At 71.1% G+C, this 25,433-nt stretch carries 18 protein-coding genes; 8 read left to right on the top strand and 10 right to left on the bottom strand.

Going from position 1 to position 25,433, the window contains the following annotated elements:
* Positions 1–4 precede the first annotated feature (4 nt).
* The 4 genes from rsmB to D7X55_RS02835 are packed head-to-tail and all read right to left on the bottom strand — an operon-like array spanning position 5 to position 3,894.
* On the bottom strand, positions 5–1,321 hold the full coding sequence (rsmB, locus tag D7X55_RS02850; RefSeq protein WP_121722149.1) for a 16S rRNA (cytosine(967)-C(5))-methyltransferase RsmB: 1,317 nt from the start codon (positions 1,319–1,321) through the stop codon (positions 5–7).
* Positions 1,318–2,280, bottom strand: coding sequence for a type II 3-dehydroquinate dehydratase (locus D7X55_RS02845; RefSeq protein WP_199746837.1), 963 nt, complete (start codon positions 2,278–2,280; stop codon positions 1,318–1,320). Before D7X55_RS02845 ends, rsmB begins: the two co-directional genes overlap by 4 nt.
* A 49-nt stretch (positions 2,281–2,329) precedes the next feature.
* On the bottom strand, positions 2,330–3,268 hold the full coding sequence (gene fmt, locus D7X55_RS02840) for a methionyl-tRNA formyltransferase (RefSeq protein ID WP_120549031.1): 939 nt from the start codon (positions 3,266–3,268) through the stop codon (positions 2,330–2,332).
* A 35-nt stretch (positions 3,269–3,303) separates the two neighbouring features.
* Positions 3,304–3,894 carry a signal protein gene (locus D7X55_RS02835; RefSeq protein WP_121722148.1) on the bottom strand — a complete coding sequence of 197 codons (591 nt, stop codon included), beginning with the start codon at positions 3,892–3,894 and terminating at the stop codon, positions 3,304–3,306.
* A 103-nt stretch (positions 3,895–3,997) separates the two neighbouring features.
* Here D7X55_RS02835 and D7X55_RS02830 point away from each other — a divergent pair, with 103 nt between their 5' ends.
* The gene (locus tag D7X55_RS02830) at positions 3,998–5,593 is read left to right on the top strand and encodes a HEAT repeat domain-containing protein (RefSeq protein ID WP_121722147.1); all 1,596 of its coding nucleotides are present in this window, start codon (positions 3,998–4,000) and stop codon (positions 5,591–5,593) included.
* A gap of 13 nt (positions 5,594–5,606) precedes the next feature.
* On the opposite strand, the gene D7X55_RS02825 is transcribed toward D7X55_RS02830, so the two are convergent.
* Complete coding sequence (locus D7X55_RS02825; protein ID WP_120549034.1) at positions 5,607–7,805, bottom strand: FUSC family protein; 2,199 nt, start codon at positions 7,803–7,805, stop codon at positions 5,607–5,609.
* 347 nt (positions 7,806–8,152) lie between these two features.
* On the opposite strand from D7X55_RS02825, the gene D7X55_RS02820 reads away from it, so the two are divergent.
* On the top strand, positions 8,153–9,952 hold the full coding sequence (locus D7X55_RS02820; protein ID WP_120549035.1) for a M4 family metallopeptidase: 1,800 nt from the start codon (positions 8,153–8,155) through the stop codon (positions 9,950–9,952).
* A 61-nt stretch (positions 9,953–10,013) separates the two neighbouring features.
* On the opposite strand, the gene D7X55_RS02815 is transcribed toward D7X55_RS02820, so the two are convergent.
* Positions 10,014–12,368 (bottom strand): arylsulfatase, encoded by a 2,355-nt coding sequence (locus D7X55_RS02815; RefSeq protein ID WP_121722154.1) that lies wholly within the window; start codon positions 12,366–12,368, stop codon positions 10,014–10,016.
* Between the two features lie 99 nt (positions 12,369–12,467).
* A complete protein-coding gene (locus D7X55_RS02810) occupies positions 12,468–13,502 on the bottom strand; it encodes an aldo/keto reductase (protein WP_120549057.1) in 1,035 nt (344 codons plus the stop codon).
* Positions 13,503–13,667: 165 nt separating this feature from the next.
* Here D7X55_RS02810 and D7X55_RS02800 point away from each other — a divergent pair, with 165 nt between their 5' ends.
* The 4 genes from D7X55_RS02800 (at position 13,668) to D7X55_RS02785 (ending at position 19,158) form a co-directional block, all read left to right on the top strand.
* A complete protein-coding gene (locus D7X55_RS02800) occupies positions 13,668–15,449 on the top strand; it encodes an ABC transporter ATP-binding protein (protein WP_120549036.1) in 1,782 nt (593 codons plus the stop codon).
* Entirely contained in the window at positions 15,446–17,260 is a 1,815-nt protein-coding gene (locus tag D7X55_RS02795) for an ABC transporter ATP-binding protein (protein WP_121722145.1), read from the top strand. The genes D7X55_RS02800 and D7X55_RS02795 overlap by 4 nt, the downstream gene beginning before the upstream one ends.
* Positions 17,261–17,433: 173 nt before the next feature.
* The gene (locus D7X55_RS02790; RefSeq protein ID WP_121722144.1) at positions 17,434–18,213 is read left to right on the top strand and encodes an SDR family oxidoreductase; all 780 of its coding nucleotides are present in this window, start codon (positions 17,434–17,436) and stop codon (positions 18,211–18,213) included.
* A gap of 66 nt (positions 18,214–18,279) precedes the next feature.
* A complete protein-coding gene (locus tag D7X55_RS02785) occupies positions 18,280–19,158 on the top strand; it encodes an aldo/keto reductase (protein WP_121722143.1) in 879 nt (292 codons plus the stop codon).
* A 1-nt stretch (position 19,159) separates the two neighbouring features.
* Here D7X55_RS02785 and D7X55_RS02780 read toward each other — a convergent pair whose 3' ends face one another.
* Positions 19,160–19,756 (bottom strand): TetR/AcrR family transcriptional regulator, encoded by a 597-nt coding sequence (locus tag D7X55_RS02780; protein WP_158616227.1) that lies wholly within the window; start codon positions 19,754–19,756, stop codon positions 19,160–19,162.
* A gap of 94 nt (positions 19,757–19,850) precedes the next feature.
* Here D7X55_RS02780 and D7X55_RS02775 point away from each other — a divergent pair, with 94 nt between their 5' ends.
* Both D7X55_RS02775 and D7X55_RS02770 read left to right on the top strand, forming a co-directional pair.
* Positions 19,851–21,404 carry an FAD-dependent oxidoreductase gene (locus D7X55_RS02775; protein ID WP_121722141.1) on the top strand — a complete coding sequence of 518 codons (1,554 nt, stop codon included), beginning with the start codon at positions 19,851–19,853 and terminating at the stop codon, positions 21,402–21,404.
* 56 nt (positions 21,405–21,460) lie between these two features.
* Complete coding sequence (locus D7X55_RS02770; RefSeq protein ID WP_121722140.1) at positions 21,461–22,831, top strand: spondin domain-containing protein; 1,371 nt, start codon at positions 21,461–21,463, stop codon at positions 22,829–22,831.
* 8 nt (positions 22,832–22,839) lie between these two features.
* Here D7X55_RS02770 and D7X55_RS02765 read toward each other — a convergent pair whose 3' ends face one another.
* Positions 22,840–24,231, bottom strand: a complete 1,392-nt coding sequence (locus tag D7X55_RS02765) for a TerB family tellurite resistance protein (protein WP_233609500.1) — start codon at positions 24,229–24,231, stop codon at positions 22,840–22,842.
* A 165-nt stretch (positions 24,232–24,396) separates the two neighbouring features.
* Positions 24,397–25,260, bottom strand: coding sequence for a metal-dependent hydrolase (locus D7X55_RS02760; protein WP_120549043.1), 864 nt, complete (start codon positions 25,258–25,260; stop codon positions 24,397–24,399).
* Positions 25,261–25,433 lie beyond the last annotated feature (173 nt).

Below are 25,433 nucleotides of genomic sequence, written 5' to 3'. Positions count from 1 at the left end.
AGACTCAGTAGAGCTTGCGCAGCCGGGCCGCGAAGAAGCCGTCGTAGCCCTCCGGCCCGGGCAGCGTGCGCAGCCAGGCCTGCGCGAGCGGCAGCTTGAGGCCGGGCAGCACGGGCGGCTCGGCCGTCCACTCCGGGTGGCTGCGCAGGAACATGTCCACCTGGTCCTGCCCCTCCTGGGGCTCCGGCGTGCAGACCGCGTAGACGAGCAGGCCGCCCGGCGGCACCGCCTCCTGGCAGTTCTCCAGGATGCGCCGCTGGAGCGTGGCCAGCCGCGCCACGTCCTCCTCCTTGCGGCGATAGCGCAGCTCCGGGTGCCGGCGCAGCGTGCCCAGCCCGGTGCACGGCGCGTCCACCACCAGCGCGTGGAACTCGCCCCAGCTTTCGGGGAACGGCTCGGACGCGTCGTGCGCGTAGGCCTTCAGGCGGCCGGACAGCCCCAGGCGCTGGGCCTCCGCCTCAATCTTGCGAAGCTTGTTCGCGTGCAGGTCCACGGCGACGACGTCGTGCGTCTCCGCCTGGTGGCAGGCCTTGCCGCCCGGCGCCGCGCACGCGTCCAGCACGCGCGCTGACTCCGGGATGGCGCCATAGACGCCCACCAGCTGCGCGGCCTCGTCCTGCACCTGCCACAGCCCTTCCGAGTAGCCGTACACGTCCTCCACCCGGCCCACGGACGGCAGCACGATGCCCACGGGCGACGATTCCGTGGCACGCGCGTCCACGCCCACTTCCTTCAGCTGCGCGAGCAGCGCGTCGCGCGTCACCTTGGCGCTGTTGGCGCGGATGACGACGGAGGGCGGCGTGTTGTTGGCGACGAGCATCGCCTCCGCGCGCTCGCGGCCGAACTGGCGGATCCACCGCTCCACCAGCCAGCGCGGGTGGCTCTCGCGCACGGACAGGTACTCCACCGGGTCCTTCTGGGACGGCAGCGGCGGCGAGGGCAGCTCCGACAGCTTGCGCAGGATGGCGTTGACGAAGCCGGACGCGCGCGCGAGGCCCACGTCCTTGAGGGCCTGGACCGTCTCCGCCACGGCGGCGCGCGCGGGCACGCGGGTGTGGAAGAGCTGGTAGGCGCCCACGCGCAGGGCGGCCAGGACCTTGTCCTCCAGCGCGTCCAGCTTGCGGTCCGCGAAGCGGGTGATGGCGTAGTCCAGCGCCAGCTGCCGGCGGGTGGCGCCGTAGGTCAGCTCGGTGACGAGCGCCGCGTCGCGGGGGTCCTTGGGCGGCGACTCCGACAGCACCGTGTCCAGCACCACGTTGAGGTAGGCATCCGTGGCGCGCACGCGCGCGAGGATGTTGATGGCGAGGATACGGGCGTTCATCCTTCTTCCAGCCGGGTCATCAGGTCCACCAGTTGCGTGTCCGTCAGCCGCGTCGCGGGCAGATGGGACAGGGTGAGGCTCTGGAGGCTGTCCTCCAGCAGCTCGCGGTGGCCGCTCTCCGCCGGCTCACCACGCTGGACCTGCTGATACTTCGCGCGAGCCCAGGTGGCCAGCTCCGCTTCACTGAGCCGGCCGGCCAGCCGGTCCGCGACCTTCTGGCGCACCAGCGCCCGCGTGAGCAGCTCCGCCGCGGGCGTGGATCCGCCCTTCGCCGCGCGGCCCAGCGTCTTGCCCGGCTTGCCTTCCGTCTTCACCACGGTGGGCGTGGACTTGCGGCCCAGCGTCTTCAACGGGCCCCCGGCCTCCGCCGTGCGCCGCAGCGAGCGCGCGGGCGCGGCCAGCGGCGTGGGCTCCGGCGTGTCGTCCTTCTTCAGCGGGTGCACGCGGGCCACCAGCTTGGGCTTGGGGCGCGAGCCTTCATCGTCGTCCTCGGCCGAGCCCTTCTTGCGGCGGCCCAGCGTCTTCACCGGACCGGGGATGGCGGGGTGGAAGATGCCGCTCGCGAAGGTCTCCAGGGCCTGGACGTACGGGTCGAAGCCGTGCAGCCCCAGCACCTGCATGGCGCAGGCCTCCGCGACCACGGACTCGCGGGCGGGCGGCTTGAGCATCACCTCGATGGCGGGCAGCCCCACCGCCTCCAGCGCCTCCTTCAGCGCGTAGGACGTGAAGTAGCCCGCGGGGTTGATGAGGATGCCCTCCACGTTCTTGCGCTCGGCGTGGATGGCATCGATGAGGACGCCCTCGTGGTTGGACTGGACGATGGTCAGCTCCAGTCCCAACGCCTTCGCCTTCGCGCGCAGGAGCGCGTCGAGGTCCGGCAGGCGGCCTCCCGCGACGTCCTCGCGCTCGCCCAGGAGGTTGAGGTTCGGCCCGTGCAACACCAGCAGCTTCATGCCCATCCAAAAGACTCCATCCCGCGAGGATTCCACATGGCGCCCGGAGGCGCGCTCAAGACGTGAACGGCTGACTGCCCGGCTGCAATCTGTTGCCGGAGAGGAAGTCCGCCGCGCGCATCACCCGCTTGCCCTCTGGCTGGACCTCCAGGAGGACGACCGAGCCCTCGCCGCAAGCGACCTCGATGCCGTCCGGCCCCGCTGACAACACCGTGCCGGGCTCACCCTTCCCCGCCGCCGGCTGCATCCGGTGCACCTTGAAGACCTTGCCCCCCAGGAGCGTGTACGCGCCCGGCCATGGCGTGAAGGCGCGCAGGCGGCGGTCCAGCTCCACCGCGGGCTTCGTGAAGTCCAGCTTGCCGTTCTCCTTGTCGATGATGGGCGCCAGCACCATGCCCTCGGACGGCTGGGGCCGGGGCGTCAGCTCGCCTCGCAGATAGCGCGGCAGGGACTCACGCAGGATGTCGCCGCCCAGCGCGGACAGCTTCGCGTGCAGCGTGGCGCTCGTCTCGTCCGGCGCGATGGGCAGCCGCTTCATGTCCAGCACCGGGCCGGTGTCCAGGCCCTCGTCCATCACCATCAGCGACACGCCCGTCTCGCTGTCGCCGTGCGCGATGGCCCACTGGATGGGCGCGGCGCCCCGGAAGCGCGGCAGCAGTGACGCGTGCACGTTCACGCAGCCCTTCACCGGAAGCGCCAGCAGGTCCTTGGGCAAAATCTTCCCGTAGGCCGTCACCACGCAGACGTCGGGGGCGTACTGGCGCAGCTCCTCGGAGAACGGCGGCGTGCGCAGCTTCTGCGGCTGGAGCACGGGGATGCCCTTCTCCAGCGCGCGCTCCTTCACGGGCGGCGCGGTGACGGCGTTGCCCCGGCCCTTCGGCTTGTCCGGCTGGGTGACGACGGCCACGACGTCGCCCACGTCGAAGCAGGCCTCCAGCGAGGCCACGGCGAACTCGGGCGTACCCATGAAGACGATGCGGGGTCGGCTGCTCATGTGAGGGAAGTCTCGTGCGGAAGGAAGGGAGGGATTCAGGCCACGGACTTGAACGTGGCGGGCGGCGCGGAGGTGTCCACCGCCTGGCGCTTGCGTGCGCGCAGCGCCTCCAGCGTGGACAGGGCCTCGCGTGTCTCGGGGGTGGTGGCCACGTCCTTGAGCGCCTCCAGCGCCTTCTCCAGCGCCAGCGCTTCGTCCGCCTCACGCTGGCGGATGCGGTCCACCGCTTCGCTGAAGCGCCCGAAGAAGGCGCGCAGCTCGTCCTTGCGCCGCAGCGGGCGCAGGCGCGGATAGCGGCCCGCCGCGAGCGCCGCGACGTAGAGGCTCATCACGTGGACGGGCCCCGCCACACGGTGCGTGAAGAGCAACCCGAACAACCCGAGCGCGATGCCCAGGCCCACGGTGGCCACGCCGGTGAGCCACCACAGCGTCTCCTCGCCGGACAGGCCCCCTTCGGCGGACATGCGGTTCACCTGCTGGGCGAGCACGCCGAACAGCAACATGCTCCCGGCGCCCATGCCGGTGAGCAGCAGGATGTATTTGAGCTGGAATTCTCGGTCGAGCAGGTACGTCCGACGCATGATGGTCGGACGCGACGCGTTACGAGTGTCTTCGGCAGGGGCCATGTCGTTGACCAGCGTACCCCAGGAGGTGGGGGAGGTTTGCGTCCTTCGTCAGGACAGGTCTACACCCGACGAAAGCCCAGACGTTCGGACGCAAAGGAGCCCCATGTCCCGCTCATTCGTCGCCCTGTCCCTGGCCGTTTCCTGCCTTGCCCTGGGAGGTTGCAAGAAGGAGGACCCCAAGTCGCCGGAATACTGGCAGTCCAGTCTGGAGGGGGCCAAGCGGCCCGACGACAAGGTGCGAGTGATTGAGTCGCTGCGCACGTCGGGCAACGTCAACGAACAGTTCCTGCCCTTCCTGCACGCGCGGCTGTCCTCGGAGCGCCGGCCGGAGGTGAAGGCGGCGCTGGCCCGGACGCTGGGGGACCTGCACCACCCGACGTCGCTGGAGCCGCTGACGGCGGCGCTGGACCCCAGCGCGGCGGACGTGCCGGCGCAGCAGGTGAACAAGGCGGTGGTGGGCGCGCTGGGGCGGATTGGTGATGAGCGCGCGGTGCCGTCGCTGGTGCCCTTGCTGCGCAGCAAGGACAACTACACGCGCATCGAGGCCATCCAGGTGCTGGGCGCGCTGAAAGCGAAGCCGGCGGTGGAGCCGCTCATCCAGCTGGCGACGGACGAGGCCACGGAGCCGTTCCTCAACAAGAAGGCCATCGAGGCGCTGGGGCAGATTGGAGACCCACGCGCGGTGCCGGCGCTGATGCGCACGTTGACGAAGGAGCGCCGGGGCGTGTCCTTCTACGTGGAGAGCAGCTTCGCGCTGTTCCAGATGGGCGCACCCGCCGCGGACGCGCTGTTGCCGGTGCTGGACGGCAAGGACACGGAGCTGCTCACGTGGGCGAAGGCGCAGGGCGTGAACCCGGCCAGCTATCCGATGAAGGCCGCGCAGGTGCTGGGAGACCTGCGGGAGAAGCGCGCGGTGCCGTCGCTGGTGAAGCAGCTGTCGTTCACGCACTCGGATCCGCAGATTCAAGCGCTGGTGCGGATGCAGGCGGCGGATGCGCTGGGGAGGATGCGTGCCCAGGAGGCGGTGAAGCCGCTGGCGGCGCTCGTGGGTGAGCTGGATCCGACGGTGCGGGATGCGTACGTGCGGGCGCTGACGCTGCTGGGCAGCCGGGATGCGCTCCCCGCGCTGGAGAAGGCGGCGGGCACCGGGGACTGGTACGCGCGGGAGATCGCCGTGAAGGGCATCGCGCTGCTGGGGGATGCGCGGGAGCAGCCGGTGCTCGCGAAGCTGGCGGCCGCGGAGCCGGCGCGCACGGCGGCGGACTGCAAGGAGACGGGTGAGGAGGGCTGCGATGACGCCGCGGCGCTGGGCAAGAAGCGCGCGGATCAGGTGCAGGGTCATGGCGCGGTGCTGGAGGCGGCGCAGGCGTGCAGCGGCGACGCGGCCTGCTGGTCGCAGCGGCTGCCGAAGGCGAACGCGGCGCTGTTGCAGCGCGCGGCGCTGGAGCTGGGGCGTTCCGGCGCGGCGGACCAGGGGCCGACGCTCGCGGCCCGGCTCAGCGAGCGGGACACCGAGGCGCGCGCCACGGTCATCCAGGCGGTGGACTGGCTGGCGGACGCGCCCGGCGCGGCGAAGAAGCTGCGCGAAGCGTCCCTGCCCGCGCTGAAGAAGCAGCTGGAGGACGAGAAGGGCAACTCCAACTTCGTGCGCGTGAACGAGGACCTGCGCCGGCTGATGGTCAAGCTGGAGCGCGCGTAACGCGGGCCGCGTGTCACGCCGGAACCGGCGTGGCACCATCTTCCGAAGCACGCAGCGCGGGCGGCATGCGCTCCACCGCGTGCTGGAGCACCCCCAGCTGACGCACCAGCCGCGACAGCTGCGTGCGCGCGAGCGCGTCCGTGCCCTCCAGGCTCGGCGCCTCGCGCCTGGGCGCTGACGGCACGCGGCGCGCGACCAGCGCCGCGGACAGCTCCTCCAGCGCGTCCGTCGCGTAGCGCACCACCGGCCCCAGGTCCGGCTCCGGATGCCAGGCGCGGCTCGCCGCCAGCGCCGTCACCGCCGCCGTGAAGCGCCGCGCGTACGTAATCAGCGCCATCCCCGGCTCCAGCTCCTTCGCCGGTCCCTTCCACTCACTCAGCAGCCGCTGGAACGACGCCTCCGCGGACAGCAGCGCCACGCCCACCTTGCGCCGGGCCTCGCGCAGCGCCGCCTCCGAGGGCACCGGCGTCCTCGCCACCTCTCGCAGGTAGCTCTGGCCCGCCTTCAGCACGCAGGCCACCTCCTCGCCGAAGCGCACGCGCTCGCCGCTGGGCCAGAGCAGGCGGATGCCCACCAGCGCCAGCGCGCCGCCCATCAGCGTGTTGAGGATGCGCACCCCCGCGAGCCGCCAGTCCCCCGTCTGGAGCTCCGCGAGCAGCACCAGCGCCGGTGCCAGCAGCACCTGGTACACCGTGAAGTTCAGCGGCCGCACGCTCACCGACACGCAGACCAGCGACACGATGACCGCGAGCATCATCCACTGCGCCGGCAGCACGTGCACCAGCCCCATGGCCAGCACGCTGCCCACGAACGTCCCCGCCACACGTTGCAGCCCCTTCTCCGTCGTGAGCCCGGAGTACGGCTGCAACACGACAATCACCGTGATGGTCACCCAGTACCAGTGATTGAGCCCCAGCCCCTCCGCCAGCGCCGTGGCCACCGTCGCGGTGAGCCCCAGCCGCAGCGCGTGCCGGAACACCACGGACTCCGGCGTCAGGTGGTCGCGCAGCATCTTCCATCGGGAGCGCCGCTTCCCCGGCTCCAGCCCCAGCGCCTTCGTGTCCCGCTCCGGCAACGGCTTGCCGCTCTCCAGCCGGGCCGCGACGTCCAGCGCCACCCCGCTGTACTCCCGCAGCCGGCCCAGGAGCCCCGCCACGTGCGCGTACTGCGAGCGCGCCGGCTCCGGCAGTCCCCCGTCCTCCTGGAGCACCCGCGTCACCCGCTCCGCGTCCCATGACGTGGGCCCCGGGACCGTGCCGCGCGTGAGCGCCCCCACCACGCCCCGCAGGTCCACCGCCAGCGTGCCCAACGCATGCTGCGCCTCGATGCGGGCCGTGCGGCACTTCCCCTGGCGAGGCGCCTCGTCCAGCGCCTCCGACATCGCCGTGAGCAGCAGCGACAGCGCGTCCGCGTCCTCCAGCAACACCAGCAGGTACTCGCCCCGGCCGCTCTCCTCCTGCCGCCCCTGGCGCGTGGCCCCCAGCGTCGCGCGAGCCGTCTCCAGCGACTGCCGGATGCGCGCGGCCCGCTGCACCGCCTCCCACGTCCCCACCCGCGACGGCCCCTCCATGGGCCAGCCCGCCACCGCGTCCACGGCGTCCGCCAGCTGCTCGTAGCAGGCCGCGATGGCCAGGCGCGCCGGGCGGTAGGGCCTGAGCGGCCACAGCACCAGCGCCAGGAACATGGACCACAGGCCGCCCGCGATGAAGAACGCCGCCTGCATCAGCGCCGCCTCCGGCCCACGCTGCGGCAGGGCCAGCGACACCACGAACAGGTTCGCCAGCAGCATGCCCACGATGCCCGGCGTGTCCCCGAAGCTGCGCGCGAAGCCGCACGCCGTCACCCAGAAGAGCGTCAGCGCCACGTCCACCCAGAAGGGGCTGGGCAGCACGATGACGAGCCCCACCAGCGCCCCCAGCACCGTCATCGCACCCATGGCCCGCGCGCGCGTGCGGTACGGCCCGCCCTTGTCCACCAGCGCGACGAAGAGCCCGGCCATGCCCGCCCACGACGCCGCGGGCATCTGGAGGAGCGCGGAGATCATCAGGGGCACGCCCAGCGCCAGCCCCGTGCGCAGCCCCGCCGCCACCGCGGGCCGGCCCGGCTGGAAGCGGAAGAGGCCCGCGACGTGGCGGGGCAGGTGTCCCCGGGCCGCACGCCCTCGAGGGGCCACCCACCCTTCCGCCACCGAGTCGCCTGCGTCCCCGCGCATCCCCGCTCCTTCCTCGAAGGAAGATGGGGTGCGCGAGCGCCGGTTTCCTCCCCTGCCCGCCCGCATGCACGGCGGGCGGGCCGGACGGCCAGCCGTCCACACACGGGGTGTGAGTGGACGGGCGTGCACAAGCAGGTTGAAAATGAACGGAAATACAACCCAGCGCACCTGCCTACCTACCGGTCGGAATGTGATTCCGGGGCGGATGTAGGCTGAAAACTTCACCTGTGAATTCATGAGCTTGGACCCACTCATGACCGTGTAAGCGCCCACCCACACGCAACAATGGGACGGCTGACACGAGAATCAATTTGTCCGCTGCACCTGCCCCCCGAAAGCACTCCCCCATGGCCCTGCGCACCGACCTCTCGAAGCCCGTCGTCGCCACCCAGAACCGCACCGACACGAAGCCCGTGAACACCGTGAAGCCGCAGGGCCCGGTGGGCATGAGCTCGCAGTCCAGCTTCAGCGCGGGCGCGCCGGCCAAGGCGAAGGCCACGGTGGCGCTCAACGGCGTGGGTCAGAAGCTGACGCCGGGCCCGGTGGACCTCACCAGCCCCCAGGCGCAGCAGGCCATCCAGCAGACGGTGGCGTACGTGAACCAGAAGAACCCGCAGCTGTCCGGCATCACGGGCGGCACGTCGTTCTCGCCGCGCACCGTGGAGCGCGACCAGCTGGGCATGACGCACGTGCGCATGGACCGCATGCACGAGGGCGTGAAGGTCGCCGGTGAGCAGGTCATCGGCCACCTGGACGCGAAGGGTCAGTTCGACAGCCTGACGGGCGACGTGTCCAGCATCCCGCCGGGCATTGGCAAGGCGCCCACGAAGCTGACCTCGAAGGACGCGCTCGCCGTGGCGCAGAAGGACTTCAACGGCGACACGACGCGCGCCCCCACGTCGGAGAAGGTCATCGTCAAGGGCAAGGACGGCCAGTACCGCGCCGCCTACCACGTGACGCTCACCGACACGTCCGCGGCCAACGGCAAGGAGCCGCGCTCGATGAACTACTTCATCGACGCGAACAGCGGCGAGTCCATCAAGCAGTACAACACCATCAGCCACTGGAGCCGCGAGGGCGCCAAGGCCACCCCCACGAAGCCGGGCACGTCCCCGCAGAAGCCCTCCACCCCGGCGACGCCGGCCCCGACGACGGGCGGCGGCGCGGCCCGCGTGGCGGACGACCAGACGATGTACAGCGGCAAGGTGGACCTGCAGACCACCAAGGGCGCGGACGGCACGTACACGCTGGAGGACAAGACGCGCGGCAAGGGCATCGTGACGTACGACGCGAAGAACCGCCCGAACGCGTCCGGCACCACGGCCATCACCGACAAGAACGACGTCTGGGGTGAGAAGGGCGACCCGACGCGCGCCCAGGCGGGCGTGGACGCGCACTACGGCGCGGCCATGACGTACGACTTCATGAAGGACGTCCTGGGCCGCGACTCCATCGACGGCAAGGGTGAGAAGCTCATCAACTACGTGCACACCGACAACAACCTGGTGAACGCGTTCTGGGACGGCGAGAAGATGCAGTACGGCGACGGCGACGGCGTGGACTCCGGCCCGCTCACCACGCTGGACATCGCCGGCCACGAAATCGCGCACGGCCTCACGGAGCGCACCGCCGGCCTGGAGTACGAGGGCGAGTCCGGTGGCCTCAACGAGTCCTTCAGCGACATCATCGGGACGGGCGTGGAGTGGTACGCCAGCCAGAAGAACGGCGCGGTGAAGTTCGACTGGGCCGTGGGTGAGGACGCCTGGACGCCCAAGAACGGCGACAACACGGACGCCCTCCGCTACATGAACGACCCGACCGCGGACGGCTACTCCATCGACAACTACAAGAACTACCCGAAGATGACGGAGGTCCACGGCTCCAGCGGCATCGCGAACAACGCCTTCTTCCTGCTGACCGAGGGCGGCAAGAACAAGACGTCCGGCATCGAGGTGAAGGACGGCATCGGCATGGAGAAGAGCCTCAAGGTCTTCGGCCGCGCGCTGACCACGTACATGACGCCGCAGACGAACTTCTCCCAGGCCCGCGCCGCCACCATCAAGGCCGCCACGGACCTGTACGGCAAGGACTCCGCCGAGGCGAAGAAGGTCGCCGAGGCCTGGACCGCCGTCGGCGTGACGAAGTAACCGCCTGAAGCCTTCAGGCCCGGATGGGAGCCTTCGCGCTCCCGTCCGGGCCTTTTGTTTTTCACTGCTTCGCCAGGGCCGCCCTCTGCTCCGCCTTCGCGTCCCGGACGTGCTCGCCGGAGACGTCCACCGTCACCTCGTGGAGCGTGCCGGTGAACTCGAAGGGCGCGGCGTAGCGCTGGCTGACGGAGGAGCTTTCGTCCCGGCCGCAGGTGAGCCCCTCGCCCAGGCTGATGGCCAGCGGCATGGTCGCGTCGAGGGTGCTCTGCGCCACCAGGTCCCCGTTGATGTAGAGCCGGCCGCGTCCGGGAGTGCCCCGCCCCACCTGGAGGTCCGGCTTGCCGGTGGGCTCGAACTCGAACCTCAGCTGCGAGCGCCCCTGGGGCACGTCCACCGCCGACTCGATGTGGAACTCCTGCTCACCCAGGTAGTTGTAGGCGTAGTGCAGCCTGTGGCCCTGGATGAAGAACGAGTAGCCGCCGGTGAGGCCGCCGTGGCTGAGCAGCACGCCCTGCGTGTCCCGCGTCACCTCCACGTCCGCGGTGATGGTGTGGGGCCGGTTGAGCACGTGCACCGCCGCGTTCTCCGGCGCGGGCGACGTGTGCGGGCGGTACACGTAGCGCGTGCGGTCCTTCGTGAGCTGCGGGCGCTCCAGGGCGAACACCGCGCGGGTGGGCGACGCGAGCGGCAGCACCTGGTAGCGCCCCGCTTCGGCGTACCAGAGGGCGATCATCTCGATGAGCTTGCCCCGGTGCTCCTCCGCGACGTTCTTCGTCTCGGAGCAGTCCTCGGCCACGTGGTACAGCTCCCAGCCGCGCGTATCCAGCTCACGCAGCCGGTCCTCGTCGAGCAGCGACTCACCGAAGCCCTCTCCGGCCTCCGCGAAGGACGGGCCGGGGAACGGGCACACCGCGCGCCAGCCGTCGTGGTAGATGGCGCGCGAGCTGAACATCTCGAAGTACTGCGTGCGGTGGCGGCCTTCGGCGCTCCCGTCGTTGAACGTGTGTTTGAAGCTGACGCCTTCAATGGGTGACTGGGTGACGCCGCGGACTTCCGCCAGCGGCTCCAGCCCCAGGCAGTCCAGCACCGTGGGCACCATGTCGATGGCGTGCGCGTACTGCGTGCGCACCTCGCCCTTCGCCTGGATGCCCCGGGGCCAGTGGACGAGGAACGGGTCGGTGGTGCCGCCCCGGTACGTCTCCCGCTTCCAGCGGCGGAACGGCGTGTCCCCCGCCCAGGCCCAGCCCCACGGGTAGTGGTTGAAGTGTTTCGGGCCGCCCAGGTCCTCCATGGCCGCCAGGTTCTGCTCCAGCGACTCCGGCGCGTTGTTGAAGAACTTCAGCTCGTTCACGGAGCCATGCGGCCCGCCCTCCGCGCTGGCCCCGTTGTCGGACAGCACCATGATGAGCGTGTTGTCCAGCTCACCGGTGTCCTCCAGGAACTTCAAGAGCCGGCCAATGTGATGGTCCGTGTGCTCCAGGAAGCCCGCGAACACCTCCATCATCCGCGCGTAGAGCCGCTGCTCCTGGGGCGGCAGCGAGTCCCAGTCCTGCACGTCCGGGTCGTGCCGGGACAGCTGCGTGCCCCTGGGAATCACGCCCAGCTCCAGCTGCCGCTGGAACACCTTGCGGCGGTAGGCGTCCCAGCCGTCGTCGAACTGGCCCGCGTAGGCGTCCGCCCACTCGCGGGGGACGTGATGGGGCGCGTGCATGGCGCCCGTGGCGAAGTAGAGGAAGAAGGGCTTGTCCGGCGCCACCTGCTTCGTGTCCGCGATGCAGTCGATGGCGCGGTCCACCAGGTCCGGCGTGAGGTGGTAGCCCTCCTCGGGCGTGCCGGGCGGGCGGATGGCGTGGTTGTCGTGGATGAGGTCCGGGTAGTACTGGTGCGTGTCCCCGCCCAGGAAGCCGTAGAAGCGCTCGAAGCCGCGGCCCAGCGGCCAGCGCGAGTACGGCCCGGCGGCGCTCGTCTGCTCCGCCGGGGTCAGGTGCCACTTGCCAATGGCATACGTGTTGTAGCCGGCCTCCATCAGCATCTCGGAGAGGAAGCCGTTCTCGAAGGGGATGGTGCCGTTGTAGCCGGGGTAGCCCAGCGACGTTTCGGTGATGGTGCCCATCCCGTTGGAGTGGTGGTTGCGGCCGGTGAGGACACACGAGCGCGTGGGCGAGCACAGCGCGGTGGTGTGCATGTTGTTGTAGAGCAGCCCGCCCCTCGCCAGCCGGTCCAGGTTCGGCGTGCGGATGGGCGAGCCGTAGCAGCCCAGGTGCCCGAAGCCCGTGTCATCCAGGATGATGAACAGGACGTTGGGCGCGCCGGGCTTCGAGCGCAGGGGCGCGGGCCACGCGGGAGACGACTGCTCCCAGGTACGGCCGATGACGCCAGGGAAGGGTCTGCCGGGCTTGTATTCTTTGAGGGACATGGGCGTGAGGTGCATCGCCCCGGGAGACAGTGGACCTGCCCCCGGGACGGAGGCGGCCGGACCCAGGCCCTGGCCGCCCCCTGCTTCACGCCGCGCTCATCACGTCACGGGGAACGGGTTGCGCTCGTGGAACTGGCGCTGGTGGAAGTACGGGTAGGGCCAGGGCGTGGCGCTGGCGGCGTCCAGCGTGGCCACCTGCGCGGGCGTGAGGTTCCAGCCGATGGCGCCCAGGTTCTGCCGCAGCTGCTCCTCCGTGCGCGCGCCGATGATGACGTTGGACACGGTGGGCCGCTGGAGCAGCCAGTTGAGCGCCACCTGCGGCACCGTCTTGCCCGTCTCCTTCGCCACGGCGTCGAGCGCGTCCACGACCTTGAACAGGTACTCCTCCGGCACCTGCGGGCCGCCGGCCGCGGTGGCGGGGTTGTTCAAGCGGCTTGTCTCCGGCTTCGGCGCGCCCCGGCGCAGCTTGCCGGTGAGCCGGCCCCAGCCCAGCGGGCTCCACACCACCGCGCCCACCTTCTGATCCAACGCGAGCGGCATCAGCTCCCACTCGTAGTCCCGGCCCACGAGCGAGTAGTACGCCTGGTGGGCCACGTAGCGCGCCAGGTTGTAGCGCTCCGACACGGCCAGCGACTTCATCAGGTGCCAGCCGGAGAAGTTGGAGCAGCCGAGGTAGCGGATCTTCCCCGCGCGCACGAAGCCGTCCAGCGTGTTGAGGACCTCCTCCACGGGCGTCACCGCGTCGAAGGCGTGGAGCTGGAACAGGTCGATGTAGTCCGTCTTCAGCCGGCGCAGCGAGGCCTCCACGGCGCGCGTGAGGTGGAAGCGCGAGGAGCCCACGTCGTTGGGCCCCGGGCCCGCGCGGAAGGTGGCCTTGGTGGAGATGATGGCCTTGTCGCGCCGGCCCTCCAGCGCCTTGCCGAGAATCTCTTCCGCGAGCCCGGCGGAGTAGCCGTCCGCGGAGTCGAACATGTTCACGCCCGCGTCCAGCGCGATGTCCACGAGCCGCGTGGCCTCCTTCACGTCGCTGGAGCCGAAGCCCTTGAAGAAGTCACCCGCGCCCCCGAACGTGCCCGTGCCCAGACTGAGGACGGGGACCTTGAAACCAGAACCACCCAGCTGCCGGTATTCCATGACGTTCACCTCGTGACGAAGCGGGAGGAAAGGCGGCCCACGTAACGGCCCGTGGCGCGGCGCGCAACCACCGTTTCGCACCCCGCGTCGTGCTTGAAGTGGTACTGACGGGCGCCCATCATGCGCGCGCCTTCCAGGGCAGGGAGGCAGGGGTCCAGGTCCCACGTGAGCACGTCCGCGCCACCCGCATCCGGCCGTCCGCCCATCCTGCGGGCGCTGGGCTATCTGCGCCGCTATCGCCTGGAGGCGCTGGGGGCGCTGCTGTCGCTGCTGCTCGTCTCCGTGGCGAACCTGGGCGCGCCGCAGATGATCCGCATCGCCATCGACCACGGGCTCGCGCGCGGCGACCAGGGCCCCGTGTATCTGGCGGTGGGAGGACTGGTGGCCATCGCGCTGGGGCGCGGCCTGTTCAACTTCCTGCAGGGCTACCTGGCGGAGCGCGCGTCGCAGGGCGTGGCGTTCGACCTGCGCGACGCGCTCTTCGCGCGCATCCAGCGGCTGTCCTTCAGCTACTACGACCAGGCGCAGACGGGACAGCTGCTCACGCGGCTGACGAGCGACGTGGAGGCGGTGCGCACCTTCGTGGGCAGCGGCGTCGTGCAGTTCGCCGCGGCGGCGGCGATGCTGCTGGGCTGCGCGGGACTGCTCCTGTACCTGGATCCGGTGCTGGCGCTGGCGGCGCTGAGCTCCGTGGTGCCCATCCTGTGGGTGCTGCGCCGGTTCATGCGGCGGATGCGGCCGCTGTTCGGCCAGCTGCAGGCGCTGCTGGGCTCGCTCAACACCACGCTGCAGGAGGACCTGCGCGGGCTGCGCGTGGTGCGCGCCTTCTCCGCGGAGGGGCGGGAGCGGGAGCGCTACGGGAAGACCAACGCGGAGCTGAAGGACAAGAACCTGCGGGTGGTGGACGCGCTGGCCGGCAACTTCCCCTTCGTCACCTTCTTCGCCAACGTGGGCTCGCTGCTGGTGGTGGGCGTGGGCGGCTGGCGCATCTTCCACCAGGAGCTGACGCTGGGAGAGCTGGTGGCCTTCAACAGCTACCTGGCCTTCCTGCTGATGCCCCTGATGACGCTGGGCTTCTTCGCGGCCAGCATGTCGCGGGCGAGCGCGTCCGCGCAGCGCGTCTTCGAGCTGCTCGACACGGCGGTGGAGGTGGCGGACCGCCCGGGCGCGGTGCCCCTGCCCCCGTTGCAGGGCCGCATCGAGCTGCGCGACGTGCGCTTCCGCTACGCGGGCAGCGACCGCGAAATCCTGCGCGGCGTGAGCGTGACGCTGGAGCCCGGGCAGCTGGTGGCGGTGCTGGGCACCACGGGTTCTGGAAAGAGCACGCTCATCAACCTGCTGCCGCGCTTCTACGACGTCACCGGGGGCGCGGTGCTGCTGGACGGGCACGACGTGCGGGACGTGACGCTCGCGAGCCTGCGCTCGCAGATGGGCGTGGTGCTCCAGGACGCGCTGCTGTTCTCCGGCACGGTGCGGGAGAACATCGCCTACGGGCGGCCGGAGGCGACGCAGGCCCAGGTGGAGGCCGCGGCGGAGGCGGCCCAGGCGGCGGAGTTCATCCGCGAGCTGCCCCAGGGCTACGACACGCTGGTGGGCGAGCGCGGCGTGGGCCTGTCCGGCGGACAGCGGCAGCGCCTGGCCATCGCGCGGGCGCTGCTCACGGATCCGCGCCTGCTCATCCTGGATGACAGCACGTCCGCGGTGGACGCGCGCACGGAGACGGCCATCCAGGGCGCGCTGGACGCGCTGATGCGGGACAAGCGCCGGACGGCCATCGTCATCGCCCAGCGCATCAGCACCGTGCGGGACGCGGACCTCATCCTGGTGCTGGACGAGGGGCGCATCGCCGCGAAGGGGCGCCACGAGGAGCTGAAGGCCTCCAGCGAGCTGTACAACGACATCCTCGGGTCGCAGCTCCTGCCCCCGCGCCAGGAGGAGGTGGCATGAGGCGGCCCGGAAGCATCGAGGCGATGGCGGAGCTGGAGGCGGGCCGCGCGAAGCACCGGGGCAAGGTGCTGCGCAGGCTCCTGGGCGAACTGCGTCCGCACGCGGCCACGCTCGCCGTGGCCATGGTCTTCATCCTGGTGGGCGCGGCGTGCCAGGCCCTGGGGCCGTATTTGATGAGCCGGGCCATCGACCGCGACATCGGCTCGGGGGACGGCTGGGGCCTCTTGCGGACGCTGGCGGTGCTGCTGGGCGTCTACGCGGTGGGCCTGGTGTCGCAGCGGGCGCAGACGCGGCGGGTGGGCCACACGGGGCAGCACGTCCTGTCGGGCCTGCGCCAGCGCCTGTTCGACCGGCTCCAGCAGCTGCCGCTGTCCTGGTTCGACCGCCGGCCGCTGGGCGACCTGATGAGCCGGCTGCTCAGCGACGTGGACACGCTCAACCAGCTCTTCGCTCAGGGGCTGACGCAGCTGTTGGGTTCGCTGCTGGGGCTCGTGGGCGTGCTCGCCGCGATGTTCGCGATCAACTGGCGCCTGGCGCTGGCGTGCTTCTCCCTCATCCCCGCCATCGTGCTCACCACGTGGTTCTTCGCGTCGAGGGCTCGCAATGCCTACCGCAAGACGCGGCAGACGGTGGGCGACGTGACGGCGAACCTCCAGGAGGAGATTGGAGGCGTGCGGCAGGCGCAGGCGTTCAACCGCACGGAGAAGAACATCGAGCGCTTCCGCGACCGGAACGCGGCCAACCGCGACGCGAACGTGGCGGCGGTGGGCATCACGTCCGCGTTCTCGCCGGCCATCGACCTGCTCTCCACGCTGTCCACGGCGCTGGTGATTGGCTACGGCGGCGTGCTGGCGCTGAGCGGACAGCTCACGGTGGGCGGCGTGGCGGCGTTCCTCATCTACGTGCAGCAGTTCTTCCGGCCGGTGCAGCTGGCCGCGTCGGTGGCCGCGCTGATGCAGTCCGCGCTGGCGGGGGCGGAGCGCATCTTCGCCATCCTCGACGAAGCGCCGGAGCCGCCGGACGTGCCCGGCGCGGTGGAGCTGGGGCCGATCCAGGGACAGGTGGTGTTCGAGGGGGTGTCCTTCGGCTACGACGCCGCGCGGCCGGTGCTGCGCGACGTGTCCTTCCACCTGGAGCCCGGCCAGACGCTGGCCCTGGTGGGCCACACGGGCGCGGGCAAGACGACGGTGGCCAGCCTGGTGCCGCGCTTCTACGACGTGACGGGCGGTACGGTGCGCGTGGACGGCCAGGACGTGCGGCAGGTGACGCGCGCCAGCCTGCGGCGGCAGATGGCCATGGTGCTCCAGGAGCCGTTCCTCTTCAGCGGCAAGGTGGCGGACAACATCGCGTACGGGAAGGCGGACGCCACCCGCGAGGACGTGGAGGCGGCGGCGAAGGCGGTGCACGCGCACGACTTCATCACCCGCCTGCCGCAGGGCTACGACACCGTGCTGGGCGAGGGCGGCGCGACGCTCAGCCAGGGACAGCGGCAGCTGCTCGCGTTCGCCCGGGCGGTCATCGCGAATCCGCGCGTGCTCATCCTGGACGAGGCGACGGCGAACATCGACACGCGCACGGAGGCGCTCATCCAGCTGGCGCTGGGGCAGCTGTTGTCCGGCCGCACGAGCATCGTCATCGCGCACCGGCTCAACACCATCCGCCACGCCGACCTCATCCTGGTGCTGGAGCACGGCAGCGTGGTGGAGCGCGGCAACCACGCGGAGCTGATGGAGAAGGGCGGGCTCTACGCGGAGCTGTACCACCAGCAGTTCCGCGACACGCCGGAGACGGCGGTCAAGGCGCTGGGCTGAGGGCCTTTCGACTCCCGGCCGTGCCGTCTTGCTTGCACGTCCGGCCGCCCTTCGTTACCCAGCGGCCGAGGGTGCGGCCCTGGCCGCATGCGCTTCGCGGCGGCGGTCCCCATCTCCAGCATTCATCGCGACGGGACCGGGCGCGCACCCTCTTCCCCTTTCAAGGAGCAGGCATGGCAGGCAGTCGAGGGACAGCGTTGGTGACGGGCACGTCCGCGGGAATTGGCGCGGTGTATGCCCGGCGGCTGGCGGCGCTCGGGTATGACCTGGTCCTCGTCGCCCGGCGCGAGGAGCGGCTGAAGGCGCAGTCGGCCGAGCTGACGGCGGCGCATGGCATCCGCGCGGAGGTGCTGCGCGCGGACCTCACCGTGCACGCGGACCTCCAGCGGGTGGCCAGCCGCGCGGCGGGCGAGGACATCACGCTGCTCATCAACAACGCGGGCGTGGGCGGCTATGGCCCCTTCGCGCAGGTGGAGCCCTCCGCATTGGAAGGCCTGGCGAACCTGCACATGATCGCGCCGATGCTGGCCACGCGCGCGGCGCTGCCCGGCATGCTCGCGCGGGGCAAGGGCGCGGTCATCAACGTCGCCTCCCTGCTCGCCTTCTCCGGCGCGCTGCCGCCGGTCCCCCTGCCCCACCGGGCCACCTACGCGGGCGCGAAGGCGTTCCTCGTCCACTTCACCCGCACGCTCGCGGGAGAGCTGCGCGGCACGCCCGTGGTGGCGCAGGTCGTCTGCCCGGGCATGACCTTCACGGAGTTCAACGGCGGCTACCCGGGCACCATGTCGCCCGAGGACGTCGTCACCGCGTCGCTCGTCGCGCTGGAGCGCGGTGAGACGGTCTGCGTCCCGGGGCTGGAGGCCGCGGAGGCGCTGGTCGCCCTGGAGAAGGCCGAGGCCGGGCTTTTGCGTGGAGCCACCCACACCCTGGCCGGGCGCTACCGGACGGCCTGAAACGCGGGAAACGCATTTCCTGCACATGCATCCATTTGGGCGTTCATCTGCACGGAGGAAGCACTCATGAGCGGAACCTCGACGCGACCCGCGGAGAAGAGCGGCACCTTCAAGCTGGGCGGAGATTTGCCCGTCCACCGGTTGGGCTACGGCGCCATGCAGCTCACCGGCCCTGGCATCTGGGGTCCGCCCAAGGACCGGGCGGAGGCGGTGCGCGTGCTGCGCCGCGCGCTGGAGCTGGGCGTGGACTTCATCGACACGGCGGACTCCTATGGCCCCTACGTCAGCGAGGAGATCATCGCGGAGGCCCTGCACCCCTACGCGAAGGGCGTGGTGGTGGCGACGAAGGCGGGCCTGGTGCGCACGGGGCCCAACGAGTGGCACCCGGTGGGCGCGCCGAAGTACCTGCGTCAGCAGCTGGAGATGTCGCTGCGCCGGCTGAAGCTGGAGCGCATCGACCTGTACCAGCTGCACCGCATCGACCCGAAGGTCCCGGTGGAGGAGTCGCTGGGTGAGCTGAAGGCGCTCCAGAAGGAGGGGAAGATCCGTCACATCGGCCTGTCGGAGGTCTCGGTGGAGGAGATCGAGCGGGCGCGCAAGGTGGTGGACATCGTGTCGGTGCAGAACCGCTACAACCTGACCGACCGCGTGCACGAGAAGGTGCTGGATTACTGCGAGAAGGAGAACCTGGGCTTCATCCCCTGGTTCCCGCTGGCGACGGGCGGGCTGGCGAAGCCGGGGAGCACGCTCGACTCCGTGGCGAAGAAGCACGACGCGACGCCCGCGCAGATTGCCCTCTCCTGGCTGCTGGCGCGCTCGCCGGTGATGCTGCCCATCCCGGGCACGTCCTCCGTGAAGCACCTGGAGGAGAACCTCGCGGGCGCGGAGGTGAAGCTCAACAAGGATGAGCTGGCCGCCGTGGACACACAGGCGTCCGGCCGCTGAGTCACTTCCGCTTCAAGTAGCGCAGGAGGAGCGTCACCAGCTCCTCCTGCAGCAGTCCCTGGGACAGGGCGTCAGGGCGCTCCACCACCGCGCGGTGGATGACCGCGTGGGCCACGGTGTCGATGAGCCACAGGGCCAGCTCCGGGTCCGGCACGTCCGTCTTGAACCGGCCCAGGGCCTCCAGCATGGGCGCGTCCTCCGGGTCCCACTTCCTGGCGGGGCGCGCGGGCATCTCCTCCGTCAGCGCGTGATGCAACCTGGGATTCACGGCGTGTGCCGTGAACCCCAGCGCCACCAGCGTCTGGATGAGCTCCTTCAGCGTGCTGAACTTGCGCGTCGCCAGCACCTCCCGCATGGCGGCGCGCTCCGCCTTCACGTGCCGGCGCTGGACCTCCGCCACCAGCGCCTCCTTGCCGGGGAAGAACTGGTACAGCGACGCCACGTTCACGCCCGCCCGGTCCGCGATGCGGTTCGTCGTCAGCTTCGCGTAGCCGTCACGCACCAGAATGTCAGCAGTCGCCTGCACCAGCGCGTCCACCGTCGCGCGCGAGCGCTCCTGCGTGGGCGTCTTCCGAGGGGAAAGCTTCGCGCGCGGCATGCCGGACTCCTGGAGCGGGAACGCAAGCTGACAACATAAGCACTCCCTTACATTCTTGTCTCCGTCGCCGCTGGCTTGCGACAGGAGACCTTCCATGCCTCATGACATCCTTCCGGTGCTCGTCATCGGTGCCGGCCCCACGGGCCTGACGCTCGCGTGTGACATTGCTCGCCGCGGCATCCGCGTGCGCATCGTGGACGCGGCTTCCCGGCCCTTCGCCGGGTCTCGCGGCAAGGGACTTTCGCCTCGCACGCTGGAGATGCTGGATGACCTGGGCGTGGTCGATGCCGTGCTTGCCGCCGGTACGCCCTACCCCAGCCTCCGCCTCCACTGGCGGCGCTTCGTCGTGGGGCGGTGGACCATGATGAAACGCCGCGCGGCCACGCCGGACGTGCCGCACCCCAATCCCTGGCTCGTACCCCAGGCCCGCACCGAGGGCATCCTGCGCGACCGGCTGGCGTCGCTGGGCGTCACGGTGGAGTCCGGCACCTCGCTCACCGGCTTCACCCAGGACGACACCGGCGTCACCGCCACCCTCACCCGCGACGGCGTGGAGGAGACCGTCCGTACGCAATACCTGGTGGGCGCGGACGGCGGACACAGCCGCGTGCGCAAGGAGCTGGGCCTGACCTTCCACGGCGTCACCCACGAAGAGGAGCGCATGGTCGTGGGCGACGTGAGCGTGGAGGGCCTGGAGCACACGCACTGGCACATCTGGCCCTTCGCGAAGGGCGGCGCGGTGTCGCTGTGCCCGCTTCCCGGCGCGGGCCGCTTCCAGCTCGCCCTCCAGGTGAAGCCCGGTGGCGTCGTGCCGGAGCTCACCGAGGCGGCGCTCCAGCAGCGCATCCAGGAGGCCGCTCACCCGGGCCGCGCCGTGCGCCTGCATGACGCGAGCTGGCTGTCCCTGTACCGCCCCAACGTGCGCATGGCGGACCGCTACCGCGTGGGCCGCGTCTTCATCGCGGGCGACGCCGCGCACGTGCACCCGCCCACCGGAGGCCAGGGGCTCAACACCGGCGTGCAGGACGCCTACAACCTGGGCTGGAAGCTGGGCCACGTGATCCAGGGCGCGGACCCGGCCCTGCTCGACACCTACGAGGCGGAGCGGCTGCCCATCGCCGCGCGGGTGCTCGGGCTGTCCTCCCAGCTGTTCGACGGCATGCGGCAGGGACACATGAAGGCCCTGAACCGAGGCGACGAGCTGCGGCAGCTGGGCTTGAGCTATCGCGGCGGTCCGCTCGCGAAGGAGCTTCCCGGCGACACAGCCCGGGTCCAGGCCGGAGACCGCGCCCCGGACGCGCCCTGCGTGGACGCGCACGGGAAACCTGTCCGACTGTCGGACAGGTTTCGCGGCCCGCACTGGACGCTGCTCGCCTTCGGAGCCGCGCACGCGGAGGTCTCCGGGGAATCCGTGCGCGTCGTTCGCATCCTCGGGACGGGAGTGCCCCTCCCTCCAGACGCACTGGTGGATACGGAGGGCCATGCGCACCGCGCCTATGACGTGGTCCCGGACACGGGCGCGCTCATCCTGGTGCGCCCGGATGGCTACGTGGGACACGCTTCCCGGCCCGGCGACCCGTTGGCGCTGGAGCGGTTCCTGACGCCGCTCCTGCCCCGTGACGTAACCGGGGGAGCCCACGCCGCGTAGGAGGGAGTAACGCCGCCGGGCTTCGCATTTCCGCGAGCCCCAGGGAGACTCCGCCCATGTCCATCCGCTCCTTTCGTGGAAGCGCCGCTTGCGCCGCACTCGGTCTGCTCACGCTGTCCGCCTGTGGCTCCGGCGACGACGACGCGTCCGCCCGGCGCTTCCTTGTGCGCATCGAGAACGTGGCGCCCTTCCAGAACCTCAAGTCCGGCCGGTTCGACACGCGGGTGAGCGGCACGTCGCCGGGCCCGCTCGCCCCGGGTGACACCTACGAGTTCAGCTTCACCGCGGGCCTCAACCACCGGCTCTCCTTCGCCAGCATGTTCGGCGCGTCCAACGACTGGTTCTTCGGCACGGAGCCCCGGGGCCTGCCCCTCTACTCCGCCGATGGACAGCCGGTGACCGGCGACATCACGTCCCAGGTCATCCTCTGGGACGCGGGCACGGAGGTGGACGAGGAGCCCGCAGTGGGCGCGCACACCGGCCCGAAGCAGGCGACCGCCACGGACGGCCCCGGCACCAAGGACTTCAACTCCAACGTCCGGCGCGTGGGCACGCGGCCCGTGCTCAGCACCGGCCAGACGTTCAACCTGCCGCCGCTCGCGTCGATGATCCGCGTGCAACTGGCCCACGACGCCGCCACGCACCGCTTCACGGTGCGCATCAGCAACGTCTCCGATGACGGCGTCACCCTGAGCACGTCCGAAGGCATCAAGCCCGTCCGCATCGCTCCGGGCGTCTGGGTCGTGGGCGCGGGCAATGAACCCCTCTTCACCGAGGGCCAGCCGGACCGGGGCCAGGGACTGGAGGCCCTCGCGGAGACCGGAGATGTCACGGCGCTCCACACCTGGCTCACGCCGCTCAATGGCGTGGCCACGCCCCTGTCCCCGGTCATCATCGCCGTGCACAACGCCTCCGCGCCGCTGTTCACGGAAGGCGCGCCGGACCGGGGGCTGGGATTGGAAGCCCTCGCTGAGACGGGGGATCCCTCCCAGCTGGCCAACGCCTTCGCGTTGAAGCCGCCCACGGGCGTGAGCGTGTCCGGCACCTTCAACACCCCGGTGGACGCGTCCGCTCCGGGTCCGCTCCTGCCGGGCCACGCCTACGAGTTCACGGTGACGGCGCGCCCCGCGGACCGGCTGTCCTTCGCGACCATGTTCGGCCAGTCCAACGACTGGTTCTTCGGCACCGACGAGCAGGGCATCGCGCTGTTCGACAAGGACAACACCCCCGTGACGGGAGACCTCACGTCCAAGGTGTACCTCTGGGACGTGGGCACGGAGCTGGACGAGGAGCCCGCCGTGGGCCCGCACCAGGGCGCCCCCACGTGGACCGTGGACACCGACAGGACCGTGCGCCGGGTGCCCGTGTCACGCTACGGCACGCCCCTGTCCCAGCACCTGCGCCTCACCCTCACCGAGGCGAACTAGCGCGGACTTCAGATGGCCTCGCGCTCCAGGGTGTCCTCGTCGTCCGAGTCCATCGGAGGGCCGTCCTGGAAGGCGCTGGGCAGCAGGCTGAAGGGCAGCACCTTCGCCAGCGCCGCGAGCAGCAGGATGCCTCCCGGCGCGGCGAAGATGGCCAGCGCCGGGATGGCCTTCGCCACGTCGATGAGCTGCGCGCGCATGCGCTGCCGCTCGTCGTCGGTGAGCTTCTGGCGCCGCGCCGCCTTGGTGAGCAGCACCGCCAGGTCGCCCGTCTCGCGCGCCTCCTGCATGAGCCGGTGGTAGTTCTTCTCCAGCGTCTCCTGCATGCCGCCCATGAGCTCTTCCCCCATGGCGCCCGCCGCGTCCGACACGGTGAAGACATCCACCAGCGAGCGATGCCGCGCGTAGAACTCCGCCATCTCCAATTCCAGACGGCGCAGCTCCGCGTGGGGCACGTGCAGCGCGCCCGCCAGCGTGTCGATGAAGGCCCGCTCCCGCCGCGTGCGCCGGCCGTCCACCAGCGCCGCCAGCAGCGCCTGCTCCAACAGCAGGTGCCGCATGTCCACGCTGCGCACCCGGCGCACCACTGCCCGCACGTCGCGCTTGCGCTCGAAGGACTGGCGCACCGCGGCCTTCACCTCGCCCTCCAGCGCGTGCGGCAGCTTCAGCCCCTCCACCTGCCGGAGGATGGCGCGGCGCGCGGGCGCGCTGGGCTCGCGGTCCACGCACGCGAGCGCCGTGAGCACGTCCACCAGCAGCGCCTTCTGCTTCGCCGCGAAGTCCCGCCGCCGCTCCACCGTCGCGCGCACCAGCCGCCCGGTCGAGAACAGGTCGATGGCCTGCCGGCAGAACAGCTGCGCGTCCGCGTACTGCGCGCCGTTGTGCAGCACCAGCCCGTACACCGGGTCCCCGGCCAGCGACGGCGCCCGCTTGTCGAGCGCGTCCTCCACCCGGCCCACCATCCGCCGGGGCACCGGCAGTCCCGCCTGAAGCCGCGCGTCCAGCGCCATCGCCAGGTCCAGCTCGCCCGCCAGCACCGCGAAGAGCACCAGCAGCTGCTCCACGCGAGGGCCCTCCGGCGCGTCCATCACCCGCGCCAGGTCCAGCGCCATGCGCGCCAGCGTGCGCACCACGGCGTGGAACAGCTCGTCCTCCACCGCGCGCGCCGGGACGTCCGCGGGCTCACCGCCATCCACCGGCGAGGGCAGCGGCACGGGCGTGCCGTACACCAGCCCCGAGGCTCGCAGCGTGCGGCGCAGGAAGGCGCGGCCCCGGGCCCGGCCGGAGCCAGCATCCGGAAGCGGAGGCGCCGGGACGGGCGCGGGGGCGCGCGCATGCGCGGCGACCACGTCCGCCAGGAGCGTGGCCAGCCAGGTCCCCCGTCCAAAAACCAGCACCGGCACCGGTACACCCCTCGAACGCGCGCGGCCGGAGCTTCCCTCTCGGGGGCGCTGAGGCGGGGAATAACCCAGTCGCTTCCGGGATGCCACCCGGCCTCGGCCCCACGGCGGCGTCCAGCAACAGATGCGATGGACGCGCGCGCGTGGGGGACGACCGACCAGGAAGGCCTACAGCGCGGTGGCCTTGCCCGCCTCCAGGGCGAGCACCTTGGTGGTGGCCTTGGTCTTCTTCAGCTCGGTGGTGAGCGCGTCCGGGGTGCCGGCCAGGGCAGGGAAGGTGCCGTAGTGCATGGGCACCACGGTCTTCACCTTCAGGAGCTTCGCGGCGACGGCGGCCTGCGCCGGGTCCATGGTGAAGTGGCCGCCAATGGGCAGCAGCGCCACGGTGGGCTTGAACTGCTCCGCGATGAGGCCCATGGACTGGAACGCCCCGGTGTCACCCGCGTGGTACAGCGTGGGGCCGTTGGCGATCTCGATGACGAAGCCCAGCGGCGCGCCGGCGTACTGCGAGGCGCCCTTCGGGTCCGCCTGGTAGCTGCTGGAGTGGACCGCCTCCACCAGGTGGATGGTGGCGTCCTTCACCGTGAACGTCCCGCCCGCGTTGGCGCCCATGCCCTGCGCCTCCGGCAGGCCCAGCAGGTTCACCAGCTCGAAGGAGCCGTACACCTTGGCGCTGGTCTTCTGGGCCAGGGCCTTCGTCTCACCCACGTGGTCGAAGTGGCCGTGGGACACCAGGATGGCGTCCACCGCCTCCGGCCAGGTCGCGCCCTGCGGCGCCTTGGGGTTGGTGAACCACGGGTCGATGGCGATGGTCGCGCCGCCCGGCGTCTTCACCACGAAGGCGGCGTGACCCCACCACGTCACCTCCGTCTTGCCCGTCGTGGCCTCCGCCTTGCCCGCCGCCTTGCCCGCCGCCACCTTGGCCGCCGCCTTCACGTCGGCCTTGGGGGCCGCCGGCGTGGCCTGCGCGAAGGCCGCGCCCGAGACACCCAGCACCGCGCCCACCACCACTGCCTTCAGGTTCTTGCCCATCGTTGTCCGCTCCAGGGAGGAAAAGAGACGACATGTCGCCGTGCCGCCACAGGGGGCGCCGCACGGCCGGGGCGCGACATACCACCCCGCCAGGGAGGCGGAAGGGGGCTGGCGTGTCCGGTTGCCATGGGAAGGACACATGCCTTCATCCACCCACGGCGGGGGATTGTGGC

Source organism: Corallococcus sp. AB049A (assembly GCF_003668885.1).
Lineage (GTDB): Bacteria > Myxococcota > Myxococcia > Myxococcales > Myxococcaceae > Corallococcus > Corallococcus interemptor.
Note: the sequence above shows the minus strand (reverse complement) of the source record. Positions and strands in the feature narration are given on the sequence as shown.

What these genes read in the sequence shown, in the direction of transcription:
- rsmB (WP_121722149.1), bottom strand. Translation starts at nt 1,321, where the DNA reads ATGAACGCCCGTATCCTCGCCATCAACATCCTCGCGCGCGTGCGCGCC.
- D7X55_RS02845 (WP_199746837.1), bottom strand. Translation starts at nt 2,280, where the DNA reads ATGGGCATGAAGCTGCTGGTGTTGCACGGGCCGAACCTCAACCTCCTG.
- fmt (WP_120549031.1), bottom strand. Translation starts at nt 3,268, where the DNA reads ATGAGCAGCCGACCCCGCATCGTCTTCATGGGTACGCCCGAGTTCGCC.
- D7X55_RS02835 (WP_121722148.1), bottom strand. Translation starts at nt 3,894, where the DNA reads ATGGCCCCTGCCGAAGACACTCGTAACGCGTCGCGTCCGACCATCATG.
- D7X55_RS02830 (WP_121722147.1), top strand. Translation starts at nt 3,998, where the DNA reads ATGTCCCGCTCATTCGTCGCCCTGTCCCTGGCCGTTTCCTGCCTTGCC.
- D7X55_RS02825 (WP_120549034.1), bottom strand. Translation starts at nt 7,805, where the DNA reads ATGCGCGGGGACGCAGGCGACTCGGTGGCGGAAGGGTGGGTGGCCCCT.
- D7X55_RS02820 (WP_120549035.1), top strand. Translation starts at nt 8,153, where the DNA reads ATGGCCCTGCGCACCGACCTCTCGAAGCCCGTCGTCGCCACCCAGAAC.
- D7X55_RS02815 (WP_121722154.1), bottom strand. Translation starts at nt 12,368, where the DNA reads ATGTCCCTCAAAGAATACAAGCCCGGCAGACCCTTCCCTGGCGTCATC.
- D7X55_RS02810 (WP_120549057.1), bottom strand. Translation starts at nt 13,502, where the DNA reads ATGGAATACCGGCAGCTGGGTGGTTCTGGTTTCAAGGTCCCCGTCCTC.
- D7X55_RS02795 (WP_121722145.1), top strand. Translation starts at nt 15,446, where the DNA reads ATGAGGCGGCCCGGAAGCATCGAGGCGATGGCGGAGCTGGAGGCGGGC.
- D7X55_RS02790 (WP_121722144.1), top strand. Translation starts at nt 17,434, where the DNA reads ATGGCAGGCAGTCGAGGGACAGCGTTGGTGACGGGCACGTCCGCGGGA.
- D7X55_RS02785 (WP_121722143.1), top strand. Translation starts at nt 18,280, where the DNA reads ATGAGCGGAACCTCGACGCGACCCGCGGAGAAGAGCGGCACCTTCAAG.
- D7X55_RS02780 (WP_158616227.1), bottom strand. Translation starts at nt 19,756, where the DNA reads ATGCCGCGCGCGAAGCTTTCCCCTCGGAAGACGCCCACGCAGGAGCGC.
- D7X55_RS02775 (WP_121722141.1), top strand. Translation starts at nt 19,851, where the DNA reads ATGCCTCATGACATCCTTCCGGTGCTCGTCATCGGTGCCGGCCCCACG.
- D7X55_RS02770 (WP_121722140.1), top strand. Translation starts at nt 21,461, where the DNA reads ATGTCCATCCGCTCCTTTCGTGGAAGCGCCGCTTGCGCCGCACTCGGT.
- D7X55_RS02760 (WP_120549043.1), bottom strand. Translation starts at nt 25,260, where the DNA reads ATGGGCAAGAACCTGAAGGCAGTGGTGGTGGGCGCGGTGCTGGGTGTC.